15 protein-coding genes are annotated in these 17,014 nt (G+C 73.6%); 6 read left to right on the top strand and 9 right to left on the bottom strand.

Translation table 11 applies throughout. The features are described 5' to 3' along the window. Positions 1-9: 9 nt before the first annotated feature. The 3 genes from ACF1BH_RS07215 to ACF1BH_RS07205 all read right to left on the bottom strand — a co-directional run bounded on the left by ACF1BH_RS07215 (position 10) and on the right by ACF1BH_RS07205 (position 2,371). On the bottom strand, positions 10-939 hold the full coding sequence (locus ACF1BH_RS07215; RefSeq protein ID WP_391641414.1) for a glutamate ABC transporter substrate-binding protein: 930 nt from the start codon (positions 937-939) through the stop codon (positions 10-12). A gap of 14 nt (positions 940-953) precedes the next feature. After that, on the bottom strand, positions 954-1,697 hold the full coding sequence (locus ACF1BH_RS07210) for an amino acid ABC transporter ATP-binding protein (RefSeq protein WP_391641413.1): 744 nt from the start codon (positions 1,695-1,697) through the stop codon (positions 954-956). Between the two features lie 230 nt (positions 1,698-1,927). Then, entirely contained in the window at positions 1,928-2,371 is a 444-nt protein-coding gene (locus ACF1BH_RS07205; protein ID WP_391641412.1) for a DUF6278 family protein, read from the bottom strand. Between the two features lie 262 nt (positions 2,372-2,633). On the opposite strand from ACF1BH_RS07205, the gene ACF1BH_RS07200 reads away from it, so the two are divergent. After that, the gene (locus tag ACF1BH_RS07200) at positions 2,634-4,436 is read left to right on the top strand and encodes an SGNH/GDSL hydrolase family protein (RefSeq protein ID WP_391641411.1); all 1,803 of its coding nucleotides are present in this window, start codon (positions 2,634-2,636) and stop codon (positions 4,434-4,436) included. A 79-nt stretch (positions 4,437-4,515) separates the two neighbouring features. Here ACF1BH_RS07200 and ACF1BH_RS07195 read toward each other — a convergent pair whose 3' ends face one another. The 4 genes from ACF1BH_RS07195 to ACF1BH_RS07180 form a co-directional block, all read right to left on the bottom strand. Then, entirely contained in the window at positions 4,516-5,295 is a 780-nt protein-coding gene (locus tag ACF1BH_RS07195) for an exodeoxyribonuclease III (protein WP_391641410.1), read from the bottom strand. A 43-nt stretch (positions 5,296-5,338) separates the two neighbouring features. Then, positions 5,339-5,977, bottom strand: a complete 639-nt coding sequence (locus tag ACF1BH_RS07190; RefSeq protein WP_391641409.1) for an MBL fold metallo-hydrolase — start codon at positions 5,975-5,977, stop codon at positions 5,339-5,341. Between the two features lie 40 nt (positions 5,978-6,017). Then, a complete protein-coding gene (locus tag ACF1BH_RS07185) occupies positions 6,018-7,298 on the bottom strand; it encodes an alpha/beta fold hydrolase (protein ID WP_391641408.1) in 1,281 nt (426 codons plus the stop codon). 426 nt (positions 7,299-7,724) lie between these two features. Continuing rightward, positions 7,725-8,798, bottom strand: coding sequence for a BTAD domain-containing putative transcriptional regulator (locus ACF1BH_RS07180; RefSeq protein WP_391641407.1), 1,074 nt, complete (start codon positions 8,796-8,798; stop codon positions 7,725-7,727). Positions 8,799-8,982: 184 nt separating this feature from the next. Here ACF1BH_RS07180 and ACF1BH_RS07175 point away from each other — a divergent pair, with 184 nt between their 5' ends. Together ACF1BH_RS07175 and ACF1BH_RS07170 are read left to right on the top strand one after the other, a co-directional pair. Further along, the gene (locus ACF1BH_RS07175) at positions 8,983-11,415 is read left to right on the top strand and encodes a helix-turn-helix domain-containing protein (RefSeq protein ID WP_391641406.1); all 2,433 of its coding nucleotides are present in this window, start codon (positions 8,983-8,985) and stop codon (positions 11,413-11,415) included. Between the two features lie 271 nt (positions 11,416-11,686). Further along, positions 11,687-12,925: a PP2C family protein-serine/threonine phosphatase gene (locus ACF1BH_RS07170; protein ID WP_391641615.1), complete on the top strand. Its 1,239-nt coding sequence runs from the start codon at positions 11,687-11,689 to the stop codon at positions 12,923-12,925. Here the strand turns inward: ACF1BH_RS07170 and ACF1BH_RS07165 are convergent. Continuing rightward, positions 12,900-13,532: a response regulator transcription factor gene (locus ACF1BH_RS07165; protein ID WP_391641405.1), complete on the bottom strand. Its 633-nt coding sequence runs from the start codon at positions 13,530-13,532 to the stop codon at positions 12,900-12,902. The two genes, ACF1BH_RS07170 and ACF1BH_RS07165, sit on opposite strands and share 26 nt — an antisense overlap. A gap of 397 nt (positions 13,533-13,929) precedes the next feature. On the opposite strand from ACF1BH_RS07165, the gene ACF1BH_RS07160 reads away from it, so the two are divergent. After that, positions 13,930-14,988 (top strand): hypothetical protein, encoded by a 1,059-nt coding sequence (locus ACF1BH_RS07160; RefSeq protein ID WP_391641404.1) that lies wholly within the window; start codon positions 13,930-13,932, stop codon positions 14,986-14,988. Positions 14,989-15,065: 77 nt separating this feature from the next. Here ACF1BH_RS07160 and ACF1BH_RS07155 read toward each other — a convergent pair whose 3' ends face one another. Continuing rightward, positions 15,066-15,707 carry a hypothetical protein gene (locus ACF1BH_RS07155; RefSeq protein WP_391641403.1) on the bottom strand — a complete coding sequence of 214 codons (642 nt, stop codon included), beginning with the start codon at positions 15,705-15,707 and terminating at the stop codon, positions 15,066-15,068. A gap of 219 nt (positions 15,708-15,926) precedes the next feature. Here ACF1BH_RS07155 and ACF1BH_RS07150 point away from each other — a divergent pair, with 219 nt between their 5' ends. Next, complete coding sequence (locus ACF1BH_RS07150; protein ID WP_391641402.1) at positions 15,927-16,238, top strand: WXG100 family type VII secretion target; 312 nt, start codon at positions 15,927-15,929, stop codon at positions 16,236-16,238. Positions 16,239-16,407: 169 nt separating this feature from the next. Continuing rightward, positions 16,408-16,917 carry a hypothetical protein gene (locus tag ACF1BH_RS07145; RefSeq protein ID WP_391641401.1) on the top strand — a complete coding sequence of 170 codons (510 nt, stop codon included), beginning with the start codon at positions 16,408-16,410 and terminating at the stop codon, positions 16,915-16,917. Positions 16,918-17,014: the final 97 nt, after the last annotated feature.

Raw genomic sequence — 17,014 nt, 5'->3', positions numbered from 1 at the left:
GGTTCCTTCTCAGCCCGGGTAGCGGTCGATCGGCGGCGGCTTCGGCGCCGGCACCCCGGAGAGGCCCAGGGTCGCCTCGAACGCCCTCTTCCAGTCGCCGTTCCGCTGCCGGGCGGCGAGCGCGTCGTCGAGCGCCATCCGCAGCGCGGTGTCCTCGCGCGGCACGCCGATCCCGTAGGGCTCCTTCGAGAAGGGCTTGCCGACGACCTTCAGTTCGTGGGGCGCCTTCGCCGCGTAGCCCAGCAGGATCGCGTCGTCCGTGGTGACCGCGTCGACCTGGTAGGTGAGGAGGTTGTCGACGCAGATCGAGTAGGTGTCGTACGCGACGAGGATCGCATCGGGGTAGTCGGCCTTGATGCGCTGGTAGGGGGTGGAGCCGGCGGCCGAGCAGACCCGCTTCCCGGCCAGGTCCTGCGGGCCGCGGATGGTGTCCTCGTCGGCGCGGACCAGCAGCCCCTGCCCGGCCATGTAGTACGGCCCGGCGAAGCCGACCTGCTTCTTGCGCATCGCGTTGATGGTGTACGTGCCGACGTACATGTCGACCTGACCGTTCTGGAGGGCGGTCTCACGGTTGGCGGAGGCGATGGTCCGGAAGTCGATGGTGGCGGGGTCGAAGCCCAGGGAGGCGGACATCATCTTGGCGATCTCGATGTCGAAGCCGGAGTAGCGGCCGCTGGAAGGGTCGCGTTCGCCCAGGTAGGGCTGGTCCTCCTTGACGCCGATGACGAGGTGGCCGCGGCGTTCGGCCCGTCGCCAGGTGGGCGATTCGGGCAGCTTGAAGCCGGTGTTCACGGCGTAGTGCGGCAGTTGTTCGGCGCTCGGCCCCTTGGCGGGCGGGCTGCCCTCCCGCCCGCAGGCGGCAGCGGCGAGGGTGAGGAGAGCGCAGAGCAGCAGGGCGGTGAGGGTGCGGCCCGGGCGCCGGCGGTGGGAATTCGGCATCGTCGCGCCCCCGTTCAGTGCTTGAGGATCTTGGAGAGGAAGTCGCGGGCCCGTTCGCTGCGCGGCGCGGTGAAGAAGTCCTCGGGCGTGCGGTCCTCGATGATCCGGCCGTCGGCCATGAACACCACGCGGTTGGCGGCGGAGCGGGCGAAGCCCATCTCGTGGGTGACGACGACCATCGTCATGCCGTCCCGGGCGAGCTGCTGCATGACCTCCAGCACCTCGTTGATCATCTCCGGGTCCAGCGCCGACGTCGGCTCGTCGAACAGCATCACCTTGGGGTCCATGGCCAGCGCGCGGGCGATGGCCACCCGCTGCTGCTGACCGCCGGAGAGCTGGGCCGGGTACTTGTCGGCGTGTGCGGCGAGGCCGACGCGGTCCAGGAGTTCGCGGGCGCGCCGGGCGGCCTCGTCCTTCTTCTGCTTGCGGACCTTGACCGGGGCGAGCGTGATGTTGTCGAGGACGGTCTTGTGCGCGAAGAGGTTGAAGGACTGGAAGACCATGCCGACTTCGGCGCGGAGCCCGGCGAGCGCCCGTCCTTCCTCGGGCAGCGGGGTGCCGTCCAGGATGATGGTGCCCGACTCGATGGTCTCCAGGCGGTTGATGGTCCGGCAGAGCGTGGACTTCCCGGAGCCCGAGGGGCCGATGACGACCACCACCTCGCCGCGGCCGACGGTGAGGTCGATGTCCTGGAGGACATGGAGTTTCCCGTAGTACTTGTTGACCCCGCGCAGTTCGATCAGCGCCTCACCGGCCATGCAGTCTGCTCACTCTCATCCGTACAGCGGAGAGTGAGCAACTTACCGGGACATATCCGACAGTTCTCCGCTGACACGCACGGGCGCGGTGAGGAGAGTGGAATCGGCGGACGGGAGCGCGCCGGAGGCGGGGGCAGGGCCGGACCGCGGCCGGGCCCGCTCACCGACGGCGCCGTCTCACGGTGGCCGGGCGCACCGGCCGCCGGGACGCGGCCGGGCCGCCCGACCGGTCAGCTCTCCGCGACCTCCGCGTAGACCTGCGAGAGTTCCGGCGCCCCGTCGTCGGCCCACTCGTGGCCGGCGGCCGCCACATCGATCTCCCGGCCGGACGCCAGACACACCACCGGCTGCCCGTCCGGCCACACCCGCCACCGCGCACCGGGCACCGTGCGAACGAGGACGGTGCCGAGGTAGAGCCCCGCGTCGTTGCCGAGCCAGGGCAGCACCTCCGGGTCGTCCCGCCACACCGGCTGGAGCTGATCGAGCGCCTCCAACGACGCCGCGGAATCGTCCAGTTCGAGCCCGGCGTCACCGGCCTCGGCCCGGAGCAGCGTGCACTCGGACAGCAGCTCGGCGACGGCGTCGGGGTCCTCGCGCACCGCGTCCGCCGGCGACACCGCCGTACGGTGCGCGCCCGACCCCTTGCGCCACTTGTCCAGAAAATGCATGTTCATGGGGTGCAGGGTCCCACCCGTTCACCGGACCCGGCCACAGGCGCGCGGCAACCGCCGACCGCCGTTCGTCATCCCGACGCCCCCTTCCCTTCTCCCCCCTTTCACGGCGCTCCGGTCTGATCTGCCCGGTCCGGCAGCCGCCGCCTCTCACCGGAACGACCGTTTCATCAAGGGAAGTCCGCACCGTCCCGCCGCCCGCCGCCGTCCCGGGCGGGCGGCCCGGACCCCTCTCGCATTCCATGCCTCACGGAGGGAACGACCGATGCGCGTACGACATCTGTGCACCGCCCTGGCGCTGCTCACCGCCGCGGCGACACTGCCCACGGCCACAGCGGGCACGGCCGCCGCACAACAGGCCCCGAAGGCCCGGCCGTTGACGCATCTCTACGACAACACCGCGGTCGGCGGCGGTTCCAGACCCGGCGCCGCCGACTTCGACGGTGCGGGCAACGCCCTCTCCGCACCCGATCTGTCGGCGGCCGGCTGGACGCCGGGCCGCGCCCTGGACCTCGACGCCACCACCCTGACCTGGCCCCGCGCCACCGCGGGACGGCCCGACAACGTGGTGGCGAACGGTCAGACCATCTCCGTCCACGGCACGGGCGGCGCGCTGACCTTTCTGACCGCCGCGACCGGCACCGGCGCGGCCGCCACCGGGAGCGGCACGGTCCGCTACCGCGACGGCTCGCGGAGCAGCTACCGGCTGACCGCCCCCGACTGGCGTTCCGGCCCGACCGCCACCGCGGCGGTGGCGCTGCCGCACCTGGTCACCGGGCACGGCACCGTCGCCGGACCGGCCCGGTTGTACGCGGTGACCGTTCCGCTGCGGCCGGGGCGCGCCGTCGCCGCCGTCCGGCTGCCGCGGGCCACCGCCTCCGGCGCGGCGCTGCACGTGTTCGCGCTGGGGGTGCGCCGCGACGACCGCGGCTGGACGGGGAGTTGGGCGACCAGCACCTCCGGCTATGCGGCGGTCGGGCCGTGGCAGGACCGGACGCTGCGGCTGGTGGTGCACTCCGGCGCGGGCGGGCAGCGGGTGCGGGTGCGGTTCGCCAACACCTTCGCCGCCGCGCCCGTGACCCTCGGCGCCGCGAGCATCGCCGTGCGCGGTGAGGGCGCGGCGGCCGACGGCGCACCGCGGCGGCTGACCTTCCACGGCTCGCGCGGCGTGCGCGTCCCGGCCGGGGCGGAGGCGGTGAGCGATCCGCTCGGCTTCACCGTGCCCGCCGGGCGGGATCTGCTGGTCAGCATCCATCTGCCGGGGACGGTCACGGCGGCGCCGGTGCACCAGGAGGCGGCGCAGACCTCATACCTCAGCGCGTCCGGCGCGGGTGACCGCACCGCCGACCCGGGCAGCGGCGCCTTCCCCGAAACCCTCACCACCTGGCCGTTCCTCACCGGGGTGGACGTCACCGGCGGGCCCGGGTCGATCGTGACGCTGGGCGATTCGATCACCGACGGGGTCCGCTCCACCGGCGGCGCCAACCACCGCTGGCCCGACGTCCTCACCCGCCGCATCCAGCAGCAGCACACCCTCCCCCGCTACGGCGTCGTCAACCAGGGCATCTCCGCCAACCGCGTGGTCACCGACCGCTACACCGGCGACGGCGTCAGCACCGACATGGGCGGGGTGAGCGCCGGGCACCGGCTCCAGCGCGATGTGCTGGCGCAGACCTCGGCCCGTACCGTCGTGCTCTTCGAAGGCATCAACGATGTGCGGTGGGGCACCCCGGCACCGGAGGTGGTGGACGGACTCCGCGCGCTGGCCCGGCGGGCGCACGCCCACGGGCTGCGGGTCGTCGCGGCGACGCTCACGCCCTGCGAGGGCTACCAGGACTGCACCGCGGAGGTCGAGGCGCGGCGACAGGCGGTCAACGCGGCGCTGCGCGCGCACGGCGGGGCATTCGACGCAGTGCTGGACTTCGACGCCGTGGTCCGCGACCCGGCCCGTCCGCAGCGGATGCTCCCCGCCTACGACAGCGGCGACCATCTCCACCCCGGCGACGCGGGCCTCTCGGCGCTCGCCGCCTCGGTGGACCTGCGGAAGCTGGTCCCGGGCGAGGGGTGAGGCGCAGGGGGCGGCGGCGCGGGCCACCGGCCCGCACGCCGCCCCGGGCGGGGCCTCCCGGCGCCCGGCCCCGGCTCCGTCAGAGATCCAGATCGACCACGACCGGCGCGTGGTCGGACGCGCCCTTCCCCTTGCGCTCCTCGCGGTCCACATAGGCGTCCGACACCGCGCCCGCGAACGCGGCGTTGCCGTAGACGAGGTCGATACGCATCCCGCGGTTCTTCGGGAAGCCGAGGGCGCGGTAGTCCCAGAAGGTGAAGGGGCGGTCGTACTTGAGGGCGCGGGGCAGCACATCGCTCAGGCCCGTCTCCCGCAGGGTGGCCAGCGCCTCGCGCTCGGCGGGGGTGATGTGCGTCTGGCCGACGAACGCCGCCGGGTCCCACAGGTCCTCGTCGGTCGGCGCGACGTTGAAGTCACCGAGGACGGCGAACGGCCGGCCGCCCGCCGCGTCCTCGGTGACCGCCGTGCGCAGCGCCGCCAGCCACTCCAGCTTGTAGGCGTAGTGCGGGTGGTCGACCTCGCGGCCGTTGGGGACGTAGACCGACCAGGCGCGGAGCGGGCCGCAGGTGGCGGAGACGGCGCGGGGCTCCTGGGCGCCGTCGTACGCCGGGCCGCCGGGCAGACCGGAGACGACGTCCGTCAGGCCCACCCGGGAGACCAGCGCCACGCCGTTCCACCGGCCGGTGGCGGTGACCGCGGACTCGTATCCCAGCTCCTTCAGCTGGTCGGTGGGGAACTGCTCCGGGGAGCACTTGGTCTCCTGGATGCACAGCACGTCCGTGCCGGTGTTCTCCAGCCAGGCCAGCAGCCTCGGGAGGCGGGCGGTGATCGAGTTGACGTTCCAGGTCGCGATGCGCATGCCGGTAAACCTACAGCGCACCACCGACAACGGCCGCGGAGCGTCAGAGCGGGCCGGTGGCGGTGCCGGGGGCCAGCCGGCCGTGGTCGGTGGTGGTGAGATTGCCGATCAGGCCGTCGTAGATCGGCCGGGCGTGGTCGCGCAGCAGACTGTCGTGGATGTCGACGGCCCGGCGCGGCGCGACCGCGCGCACGTAGTCGATGACCTCGGACACCTTGTTCCAGGGCGCGTGCACCGGCAGCAGCAGCGTGTCCACCTGCCGCCCCTCGGGAACGGTGAGCGCGTCGCCGGGGTGGAAGACCGTCCCGTCGACGAGGTAGCCGGCGTTGGTGATCCGCGGGATGTCGGGGTGGATCACGGCGTGCCACTGGCCGTGGACCTCGATGTCGAATCCGGCGGCGGTGAAGGTGTCGCCCTCACCGACGGTGTGCACCCGGCCCGGGAACGCCGCCGACAGCTGTCCGGCGACGGACGCCGGCGCCCAGATCTCGGCGGCCGGGTCGGCCGCCATGCCCGCGCGCAGCCGCCCCTCGTCGAAGTGGTCGGGGTGCTCGTGGGTGACCAGCAGGGCCTCGGCCCCTACGGCCGCGTCCTGTTCGCTGAAGCCTCCGGGGTCGATGACGAGCACCCGCCCGTCCTTCTCCAGCCGGACACAGGAATGGGTCTTCTTCGTCAGTTCCATGGCAGCCATCCTGCCGCCCCGGCCCCGGCCGCGCCCGGGCTCACCCCTCCGGCGTGGTCTCCTCGCGGATCACCCGCTGGGCGACGGTGAAGGCGGCGTTCGCCGCCGGAACGCCGCAGTAGACGGCGGTGTGCAGCAGGATGTCCTTGATCTCGGTGGGCGTCAGGCCGTTGCGGAGCGCGGCGCGGGTGTGCGCGGCGATGTCGCCGTGGTGGCCGCCCGCGACCAGCGCGGTGAGCGTGATGATGCTGCGGGTGCGGCGGTCCAGGCCCGGCCGCGTCCAGGTCTCGCCCCACTCGTAGCGGGTCACCAGGTCCTGGAACTCGCCGGAGAACGCGTCGGTGGCCTCCTCGACCGCGTCGACGTGCGCATCGCCCAGCACCTCGCGGCGGACCTTCGCGCCGCGCTCGTACGCACTGCCGCGGACCGCCTCCGGCTGGGCGAGCCCCGCCTCGATGGCGGCGGGCGCGGCAGCCTGCGCGGCGGCCGCCAGCTGCGGCTTGGGCGCCGCCGCCCCGATGGCCGGCTGCCCGCCCGCGGACGGCTTGTCGTGCCAGGCGGTGCTGAAGTGCCGGATGAGGAGTTCGGTGACGGCCGCGGGCTGCTCGACCGGGGCGAGGTGGGACGTGCCTGGCACCAGCGCCAGGCTCGCGTCCGGGATGCCGGCGACCAGGCTGCGGGCGTCGGTGGTCGGCGTGGTCTGGTCCTCCGACCCGGCGACGACGAGGGTCGGCACCCCGACTCTGCCCAGCGACGATCTGACGTCGTACGAGGCCAGCGCCTCGCACGCGGCGATGTAGCAGCCCGGGTCGGTGGTGCGCACCATCTGTACGGCCCACTCGACGATGGCGGGCTGGGCGGCGGCGAACCCCGCGGTGAACCAGCGCTCGGGCGCGGTCCGGGCGATCGGGTCGAGGCCGTTGGTGCGGATGACCACCCCGCGCTGGCGCCAGGAGTCGGCGGTGCCGTACCGCGGTGAGGAGGAGACCAGGGCGAGCGAGGTGACGCGCTGCGGGCGGGTGAGCGCCAGCTGGGTGCCGATGGCGCCGCCCAGGGAACAGCCGCCGTACCCGAAACGGTCCACGCCGAGCGCGTCGAGGGTGGCGGCGACCCGGTCGGCCAGTTCGGCGACCGAGGAGGCGGGATAGGCGGGCGACCCGCCGTGACCGGGCAGATCGAAGCGGATGACCCGCCACTGCCGGGTCAGATCCGGGATCTGCCGGTCCCACATGTGCCACGTCGTCCCGAGCGAAGCGCCCAGGACGAGGACGGGGGCGTCGGCGGGGCCGTCGATGCGGTGCTGCAGGGTCTTCTCGCTCACCCGGCCACGCTACCCAGCACTGACGCGGTCCTGACACCCGGGTCAGAAACTCTGTGACGGAACCGGTGCACTCGCGCCCGTGCCGTGCCCGGCCCGTACGCGGCCGGTCACGCGCGCGTCACCTCAACGTCCGGAAGCGGCAGTGGAGATGGGAAACGCCGGGGTGGGACGGGGCGGAGCCGGCAGCTGCCGGACGGTGACGGCGGGGCCCGGTGGTACGTGGTCGCTGCCGCCGGCGCGCCCCGCCGGGGACGGGGGAACAGCTGGCGAAATCGGCGTGAACAGGCAGGAAACGGGGCCGGATCGGCCGTTGCGGGCAACGCGGTCAGCGTCTGGAGCGGGCGTGGAGGACGGCCGGGGAACGGCCATGGAGGGCGACCGGCAAGGGGCGTCCGGAGGCCGGGGGCCCGGCCCGGGCGGTGGCGGTCAGGCGGCGCCCGCCCGGGCGCCGCCGCCCGGGGCGTCGCCGCGCAGGACCGACCACCGGGCGCGCAGCAGGAGTTCGCCCGGTGGGACGCCGAGGTCGTCGGTGAGATGGCGGGCGGTGCGGTCGAAGACGGCCAGCGCCTCGGCCCGGCGGCCACCGTGGCGCAGGGCGCGCATCAGGAGGGCGGCGACCGGTTCGTTGAGCGGTTCCTCGGAGGCCAGGGTGGTGAGGGCGGCGACCGCGTCGGCGACCCGGCCGAGCCGCAGCAGCCATTCGGCGCGCCGCCGGGCCAGGGCGACCCGGCGTTCGGCGAGCCGCATCCGTTCCGTCTCGGCCAGCGGGCCCGGCAGTCCGGCCAGCGGTTCGCCGCGGAACAGCTCCAGCGACCGGGAGCCGTGCCGCACCGCCGTACGCAGGTCCCCGGCGCGGGCGGCCGTCGCGGCGGCCGTGGCCTCCTCCTCCATGTCCGCCACGTCCACCTCGGCCACGCCGTGGGCCAGCCCGTAGCCGTACCGGTCGCGGCGGATCACCGAGTCCGGGCAGGCGCCGAGCCGCAGGGGTTTGCGCAGCCGGTAGACGTAGACCGGTACGACGTCCGCGTCCGGTGACTCCAGTCCCCAGACGCCGTCCAGCAACTCCCGTCGGCTGACCGAGCGTCCGGACTTCAGCGCCAGCGCCGCGAGGACCGCCTGCTGGCGGACCGGGCCGACGTCGACGGGCCGCCCGGCGAGCCGGACCCGCAACGGGCCGAGCAGGGAGATCCGCAGCCGCGGGCCGGGGGCCGGGGCGGGCGGAAGGGCGGGGTCCGGTGCCGCCCGGTCCGGGCGCGGGCCGAGGCCGGGGACGACCAGGGCGCGGGCGGCGGTGTGGCCGAGGGCCGCGGTGCGGTCGCGCAGCCCCAATTTCCGCAGGATCGCTTCCAGTTGGGTGACCACCAGGTGGACGGGGAGGCCGAGGGCGTCGGCGATCCCGGTGTCGTCCAGGCCACGGCCGAGCGCGTGGAGCACCTCGCGTTCCCGGGCGGTGAGGGGCGTGGTGTGCGGGTGGTCCCGGTCGGTGGCCGGCGTCGGCATGTGGTGTCCCCGTTCCGTGGTGCGCTCGTCCGGCGCTTGCGGGCGCGCCGGTGGCCGGGGGTCACGGTGCCCCGGTGGAGGAACCGTGGACAGGACGCCGAGGCGGCCATATGTGGCCGGTGGCCGCGCTACAGTCCTCGACCTGCGAGGGGACACGTCATGTCAGGGGGAGGGAACGTCGGTTGTGGCCGGTGCGTTCGGCGAGGTGCTGCGGCGACTGCGGAGCCGTGCGGGGCTGACCCAGGAGGAGCTGGCGGAGCGCTCCGGGGTGAGCACCCGCACCATCCGCGGCCTGGAGACCGGTAGCCGCGTCAACCCGCGGATGACGACGGTGCAGGAGCTGGCCCGTGCGCTGCCGCTGGCCCCCGACGAGCGCGGGGAGTTGCTCCGGGCGGCGATGGGCGGCGGGGAGACGCGGGACACGGCCGCGCCGGGGGCGGCGCGGGACACGGCCGCGCCCGAGGCGACGCGAGGCGCGGGCCCGCCCCCGGGCGGAAGCCCGACCCCAGACGGAAGCCCGACCCCAGGCGGAAGCCCGACCCCAGACGGCAGCCCGACCCCTGGCGGAAGCCCGGCTCCGGGCGCGGACGCGTCTCCGGGTACCGCCGCTCCCCCGCCCGTCCCCGACCCGCTCGCCGACGCCGTCGAGCAGTTGGCGGCCGCCGTGGCCGCCCGCTGGCGCCGGGAAGAGGAGCAGCGGCAGATCCAGGACCCGTTCCCCCTGCCGCTCCGCTGGCGGGCAGCCGCCGAGGAGTTGGCCGATCACTGGGCCAACATCCGCCGTCTGCCACCCGGCGCCGCGGCCGGACCGCTGGCGCTGGACGGGCAGTTGGACGGCGTCGCGGCGCTGTACCGGCGGCTGCCGTCCGGGCGGCTGGTCGTGCTGGGGCGGTCCGGATCGGGCAAGACGGTGCTGGCGCTCCGGTTCGTCCTCGACCATCTCGCGTCGCGGACCGCCGCGGAACCGGTACCGGTGATCTTCAGCATCGGTGCGTGGAACCCGGCGGCCGTCCCCCTGCGGGACTGGCTGGCCGACCGGCTGACCCGCGACCACCCCGGCTACGCCGCCCGGGGGCCCGGCGGGACGACGCTGGCGGCCGCGCTGGTGGAGTCCGGGCGGGTGCTGCCCGTGCTGGACGGCTTCGACGAGATGGCCGCCGGGCTGCGCCGCCCCGCGCTGGAGGCCCTCAACGCCACCACCCTGCCGCTGCTGCTCACCAGCCGTCCCGCCGAGTACGCCGCCGCGGTCGCCGAGACCGATGTCCTCACCTCCGCCGCGGCGGTCGAGCTCACCGACCTCACCCTCGACGATCTGGCCGCCTATCTGCCCCGCACCACCCGCAAGCCCGGCCGCGCCCGGCCCGCCGCGAACGCCTGGGAGCCGGTGCTGGCCGCCCTGCGCGCGCGGCCCGCCTCGCCCCTCGCGGCCGTACTGGCCAACCCGCTGATGGTCGCGCTGGCCCGCGCCGTCTACAGCGACACCCCGGACCACGATCCGGCGGAGCTGCTGGACGGCGAGCGGTTCGGCGGCCCGGAGGCGCTGGAGGACCATCTCCTGGAGAGTTTTCTGCCCACCGTCTACCGCCGCCCGCCCCCGTCGGCGCCGGGCGCCCGGCCCCGCCGCGCCGTCGCCCCGGACCGCGCCCGGCACTGGCTCGGTCACCTCGCCCACCACCTCCACCGGCTGGAGACCCCCGACCTGGCGTGGTGGCGGCTGGGCGGCGGGCTGCGCCGCGGCCCCCGTACAGCGGTGACCGCGCTGGTGACGGGGGTGGTCATCGGTCTCGCCGACACCGTGCTGGCCGCCGCCGTCGGGGGCCCGTACCCGCTGGTGGACGGGGCGGTCGTGGGGGTGCTGGCCGGGGTGATGTTCGGGCTCGTCCACTGGCTCACCTTCGCGGTCCGGGACGTGCAGGTGGCGCCGTCCGCCGTCCGGCTGCGCCTTCGCGGCGGGGCGCCGCGCGGTACGGCCGGTCCCCGGCTGGCCGTCGGGACGCTGGGCGGCGCGGTCTTCGGTCTCGGCTACGGCGTGGCCGTCGGCCTGATGCACAGCCGCTTCCGCCTACCGGCCGGGCTGCGGGTCGCCGTCATCGACGGGCTCTTCTACGGACTGGTCTTCAGCGTCGCCGCCGGGCTGAGCTTCTGCCTGCTGAGCCTGGTGGAGAGCCCCCTGGATCTGCGCTCCGCCGCCCATCCGCAGGGCCTGCTCCGCGCCCACCGCGCGACGGTGCTGACCCGGCTCGCCGTGTGGGCGCCCCTCTTCGGGGCGCTGGTCGGGGGCGGTGCCGGGACGGCGGTCGGGCTGCTGCGCGGGGTGCTGGGACCCCTGCTGTGGAGTCCCGCCGCCGGGCTCGTGCTCGGCACCCTCAGCGGGGTGGGCGGCGCCCTGGGCTACGCGCTCGCGCTGACCGCCTGGGGGCAGTGGCTGGTGCTCGGCCGGTTCTGGCTGCCGCTGACCGGGCGGCTGCCGTGGGCCGTCACCACCTTTCTCGACGACGCCTACCGGCGCGGGGTGCTGCGGCAGTCGGGCGCGGTCTACCAGTTCCGCCACGCCCGCCTCCAGCACCATCTGGCGCAGGCCCACCGTGGGACGCCCGGCCGCGGCCCGCGGAGGTGAGGCGTCCGGGGCGGCCCCGGCGGCCGGAGGTCGCCCGGACGGTGCACCGCGGCCGCCCCACACCAGGCGCGGTACATCCGGTCCGTGCTCTTATGGAAGGGTCTGTACTTCGAGGTGAGCGCGTCGTTCGCGCGTTCCGGTGGCGGTGGGCAAGGGGCAGCCGGTGGCGCAGGAGCGGGAGGAGACGACGCCTGACGAGCCGGCCGACGCGCCGTATCTGTCACTGTTCAACCTGCCGCTCAGCTCGGATCTGGACCGCCTCGGCGAGCAGATGCACGATCTGGCCCGCGCCCAGCGCACCTTCCAGGGGCTGCTCGGGGCGGTGGTCAGCATCAGCAGCGAACTGGAGCTGCCGACCGTGCTGCGGCGGATCGTGCGCACCGCGATGGATCTGGTCGGCGCCCGCTACGGCGCCATGGGCGTCCTGGACGACAGCGGTGAGCACCTCGCCGAGTTCGTCCCGCTCGGCCTCACCGCACAGGAGCTGGCCGGTCTCTCCGGGGTGGAGCTGCCGCGGGGCCGCGGGCTGCTGGGGCACCTCATCCACCATCCGCAGCCCCTACGTGTGGACCGCATCTCCGCCCACCCGGTTTCGGCGGGTTTTCCGCCCGGGCACCCGCCGATGCGTTCCCTGCTCGGCGTCGCGGTCTCGGTACGCGGCCAGGTCTACGGCAACCTCTACCTCTCCGACCGGAAGGACGGGAAGCCGTTCGACCGGCACGACGAGGGCGTGATCCTGGCGCTCGCCGGGACCGCGGGGGTGGCGATCGAGAACGCCCGCCTGTACGACCAGGTCCGCAACAGCTCCGAACGGTTCCAACGGCTGCTGCTGCCGGAGCTGTTGGACCTGCGGCCGTTCGAGGCGGGCGCGATCTACCGGCCGGCGCGCACGCCCGGCCAGCTCGGCGGCGACTGGTACGACGCGGTGAAGCTGTCCGACGACTCGTGCATCGCGGTGATCGGCGATGTCGTCGGCCACGACCTGGAAGCGGCGGCGGCGATGTCGCAGACCCGCAACATGCTGCGGGCGCTGACGTTCGACGGCCGCACCCCGCCGAGCGCCGCGCTGACCCAGCTGGACCGCATCATGGACAAGACCGGCGGTCAGCTGCTCACCACGGCGTGCGTGGCCCGCCTCGACCCCGCCGACCGGGGCTGGCGGCTGCGGTGGAGCAGCGCCGGGCACCCGCCGCCCCTGGTGGTGCCGCCGGACGGCGCCGCGTACTACCTGGAGGCGGAGCCCGGACTGCCGCTCAGGGTGGACACCACCCGGCCCCGGCCCGACCACTGCCGCGTACTGCCGCCGGGCAGCACCGTCATCCTCTACACCGACGGGCTGATCGAACGCCACGACCGGCCGCTGACCGAGGGGATGCATGCGTTGGCGGCGCTCGCCCGACACCACGCCCGGGAGCCGGTCGACCAGCTCTGCCGCTCCCTCGCCGACCGTCACCCCAGCGACGGCCACGACGACATGGCGGCACTCATCCTGCGTACACCCGGTCCGTGAGCCGTCCGCCGGCCGCCCGGCCCGGTGTGGCCAGCGGCGCCATGGCGCTCGCGCCGAGCCTCGCGTGCGGGTCGCGCAGCAGGCCCAACTCGATGGCGGTGCGAGTGAGATCGGCCTTGTTGCCGACGTTGAGCTTGGCCCGGATGCGTTTGACGTAGGTGCTGACGGTGGCCTCGGACAGGCCCATCCGGCGGCCTATCTGGCCATGCGTCAGCCCTTCGGCGAGCAGCCGCAGCGCCTCCAGCTCGCGGCGGGCGAGCGAGCGCGGTTCGATGCCGCCGGGCTGCTCCAGCTCGGCGCGCAGCCGGGGCACGAGCGTGGCGGAGAGATGGAAGCCGCCGGTGACGACGGTACCGACGGCGCGCAGCAGCTCCTCGTCGTCCACCTGGTCGGTGACGCAGCCCAGCACCCCGGCGCGGACTGCGCCCAGCAGACGGTAGGGCTGGACGAAGCCGGAGATCAGGAGCACCGGGGCGCGGGCGACGAGGCGGTCGAGGACCCGCGCCGGCGGCTCCGTGCCCGTGTGGTCGTAGGCGGGCGGGCTGAAGAGGATGGCGTCGGGGGCGTCGGCACCCGGGAGGGACGGGAGGTCCTGCACGCGCTCCACCGAGGCCACCACCTCGATCCACGGAGCCCGGGAAAGCGCCCTTTCCAGACCGTACCGGACGAGATTTTGGCGCTCGACAATGACAATGCGCGCACAGCTGGACATGCGTATTCCTGTCGTCAGATCAACGCGTCGTTCCCCGGTCCCCCGAGCGGCACACTAGCGGAGAACCACGGCGATGCACCCCAACGTACCGTACCGATCGGACTGCTCCGATCGGCGGCAAGACGAACGGACCGGAAAATGCTCCGCCAGGGCATCACACAATCGCTCCGCGCGGCTCCGCAAGGCAAACCGTTCGAGGCGATTCGATTTTCTCCCGCAGACCTTTTCCGATTGCCGGTGAGCGGTATTCTGCCGCCTGTCCCTTACGGCAAGACAATTGGAGAGTACGTACGTGGCTGACCAGGAAAAGTCCCCGCAGCCCGCCGCCGAGACGTCGGGGCGCCTGCCGGAGGAGGACCGGCACGGCTTCGTCTCCGCGTTCGTGGGCGGTGTCCGCTCCGACGGTGAGCAGGGCAGGCCCGGCAAGCGGCTGGTGGCGATCGGCATCGCGGTCGTCGCCGCGCTGAGCCTCGGCGCCCTCGCCATCGGCGCACTCAGCAGCCCGGGTGAGAAGAAGAACCAGGCCGACAAGGTCGCCCCGGCGGGCGCCACCGCCAAGACCGACCACCACGAGAAGGGCCGGGAGTCCCGCACGGGCGACGCCGGGACCGGAGGCTCCGGGGCCGGCGGCACCGGCGGCGGCACCGGCGGCGGCGCGGGGCTCCAGGACCTCACCCCGGACGGGCAGCAGCACATACCCGCGCCGGACACCCCGGACGCGACGGGCTCCTCGCACACCCCGCCGAGCCCGAAGGCCACCGCCGGCGCCGATACCCGGAGCGGCAGCGGCACGTTCCGGGCCCGCAGCACCGCCCCGGCGTTCACCGCGCTCGCCGGGTACGGCTGCCCGTCCAGCCGGACCGCGGGGTTCTGGATGAAGGACCCCAACTTCAACCTGAAGCGGGAGGGCTGGGTCAAGTCCGGCACCGGCGGCTACAACGGCTCCGGCTGCACCGGCCGGTACGTCTCCCTGCCGATGTCGGGGTCGTCGACGAAGTACGACCCCAGCCAGTACGTGCTCTGGAAGTTCGACTACACCGCCAAGTTCAAGGGCGCCGCGACCTGCCGGCTGGCGGTGTTCATCCCGAACAACCCGAAGATCCTCTACGTCGGCGGCCACCCCGCCCGGTACGCGGTCTACGACGCCGACCGCAGCGGCGGCACCCCCGCCGCCGCCTTCGCCGTCGACCAGGTCAACAGCCGCGGGAAGTGGCTCTCGCAAGGGCCCTTCAAGGTCCGCAGCGGTCATGTGACGCTGCGGATGTTCAACACCGGCGTCGATCACACAGCGGCCACGCAGTACGCGCACGATGTCGCCGCGCCGGTCCAGCTGAGCTGCGCACCCGCGTAACCGGACGGGCCGGGCCCCTGCCGTTCCGTGAGGAATCGGCAGGGACCCGGCCCGCTGATGGCGGTACGCCTGTGTGCTCAGCCGTCCACGATGGGCTTCCCGGTCGGTCCGGGGAAGGCGGAAGCGTGGTCGGCATGGGCGTAGTAGGCGCCCGTCCGGTCCATCAGGACCATGTACCGGCCGACCAGCTCGATGGCGTTGGCGCACTCCATCAGCACGTTCTTCATGCTGGGGTACATGACGGGGCCGAACTTCTCGGCCGCCTGCCGCACGCCCGGGTCGTCCTTGATGACGGGGCCGAAGTCGTCGGGGTCGAAGAACGTCGGCTCGTGCGGGTTGCGCCGGTCCACGTACTGGTTCGGGCGCGGCTTGGGAATGGTGTCCTTGTAGGTCGCCTGCTCGCCGAAGACGGTGTGCGAGGCGTCGGCGGCGAGGACGAGCGACTTGAGGCTCTCGTACTGCGTGACCATGTCGGCGGAGGAGAGCCGCAGGAGGTCCATGCTGTCGGCGAGGGTGCCGACGTTGATGGTGAGGGCCGGGTGGGTGGGTGCCTTGGCCGGTGCCTTGTCGCCCCCGCCGCCGGTGGTCGCCGGCATCTCGGTGGTGATGACCGGCGTCGTCTGCCAGAGCATCGAGAGGGTGGGCGGCACCGCGGCGGTGGGGGGCGCCTCGCCGTCGCCCGACGTGTCCGAGCCGCCGCCACCGGAGTCGATGGGCACCCGGTGCGGACCGTACCGGGAGTCTTTCGGTTCCACTGCCACAGTTGCCCTTCCGCCATGATCACACCGGGTGGTATCCGGTTCTGTCCATCTCATCCAATGCGGGCACCCGGCAGACAGGTCCCCGTTCGGTGACACCGAAGTACCCCTGATCGGTGACGCGGGCAGGGTCGGAAGAGGGACCTGCATCGGGGTCATCCGTGCACATAAAGTCACCGCGTGGCCTCTCGCACCTTCACCCTCGACGAGTTCCGGATCGAACTCGACCGGCTCCGCGACACCATCGGCACGGTGGGCGGATGCACCACCGCCATCGAGGCGGACATCGCCGCCGTGAAAGAAGCCTTCCGGCAGGCCGAAGCCGTCTGGCAGTCCCCGTCCAGCACGACCTTCTCCGACCTCCAGCGCGAGTTCAGCGACCACATGGAGACGCTGGTCACACTGTTGCACGAGATGAAGCGGCGGATGCGGGCGGCGTACGACGTGTACCTCGAGGTCGAGACCAAGAACACGAAGAACTTCCACAAGTAGCACAAGGGGTGTCGTCCCGGTCTCCGGTGGGCCCGGGACGGCACCCCTTGTGCTTCAGACGTCCGCCGTGCCCTGCCGCACGGCGGGCGTCGGCGTCCGGACATCCCTCAGGGGGCCTGCCTGACCGTTGATGCGGCCGGGCGCTCCCGTGTACGGCCCAGGAGCAGCGGTGAGCCCCAGCAACGACCCCCAGCCACAGCCTCAGCCCGAACCCCCGGTCGTCTACGGCCAGGTGGGCGGCGCGCACCTCTCGATCCGCGTCGACGGCGAGGCGCTGCGGACCTACGGGGAGCAGATCGGCGGGCCCGACGGCGGCGGCGGTCTCGTGGAGGACCTCGGCAACGAGGTGGCCAAGATCTTCCATGCGCTCACCGACCTCCAGGTCGGCTGGGCGGGCAAGACCCAGGAGGAGGCCGGTGCCTTCTTCGCCCGCCTGGACGCCTGCATGACGAGCCTCTTCGGCAAGGGCGGCGACACCGAGAGCCAGGCGAACAGCGTGCTGGCGCGGGTCGCCTTCTCGCTGACTCTGGCGGGCAACAATTACCTGGCCGCGGAGGAGGCGTCCTATCAGGAGTTCGGCGCCTTCGCCTCTCAGCTCCTGTCGTGGGGAGGAGGGGGCGGCGGAAATCCGGAGAACGTCACCGACCCGACGAAGTCCGCGATCGGCGAGACATTCTGACCCCGCCGAATTCCCGCCTCCCCGCTATTCCCCGCTGATGCTCCGCTTGCGCTTTTCTTGCGTTTCGCTGACGTCCCGCTGATATTCCCAGTTCGCG

This window comes from Streptomyces sp. NPDC014733 (assembly GCF_043083385.1).
In the GTDB taxonomy this organism is placed as follows: Bacteria; Actinomycetota; Actinomycetes; order Streptomycetales; family Streptomycetaceae; genus Streptomyces.
Note: the sequence above shows the minus strand (reverse complement) of the source record. Positions and strands in the feature narration are given on the sequence as shown.

Coding starts and splice junctions, on each gene's coding strand:
- ACF1BH_RS07215 (WP_391641414.1), bottom strand. CDS start 939: ATGCCGAATTCCCACCGCCGGCGCCCGGGCCGCACCCTCACCGCCCTG.
- ACF1BH_RS07210 (WP_391641413.1), bottom strand. CDS start 1,697: ATGGCCGGTGAGGCGCTGATCGAACTGCGCGGGGTCAACAAGTACTAC.
- ACF1BH_RS07205 (WP_391641412.1), bottom strand. CDS start 2,371: ATGAACATGCATTTTCTGGACAAGTGGCGCAAGGGGTCGGGCGCGCAC.
- ACF1BH_RS07200 (WP_391641411.1), top strand. CDS start 2,634: ATGCGCGTACGACATCTGTGCACCGCCCTGGCGCTGCTCACCGCCGCG.
- ACF1BH_RS07195 (WP_391641410.1), bottom strand. CDS start 5,295: ATGCGCATCGCGACCTGGAACGTCAACTCGATCACCGCCCGCCTCCCG.
- ACF1BH_RS07190 (WP_391641409.1), bottom strand. CDS start 5,977: ATGGAACTGACGAAGAAGACCCATTCCTGTGTCCGGCTGGAGAAGGAC.
- ACF1BH_RS07180 (WP_391641407.1), bottom strand. CDS start 8,798: ATGCCGACGCCGGCCACCGACCGGGACCACCCGCACACCACGCCCCTC.
- ACF1BH_RS07170 (WP_391641615.1), top strand. CDS start 11,687: ATGCACGATCTGGCCCGCGCCCAGCGCACCTTCCAGGGGCTGCTCGGG.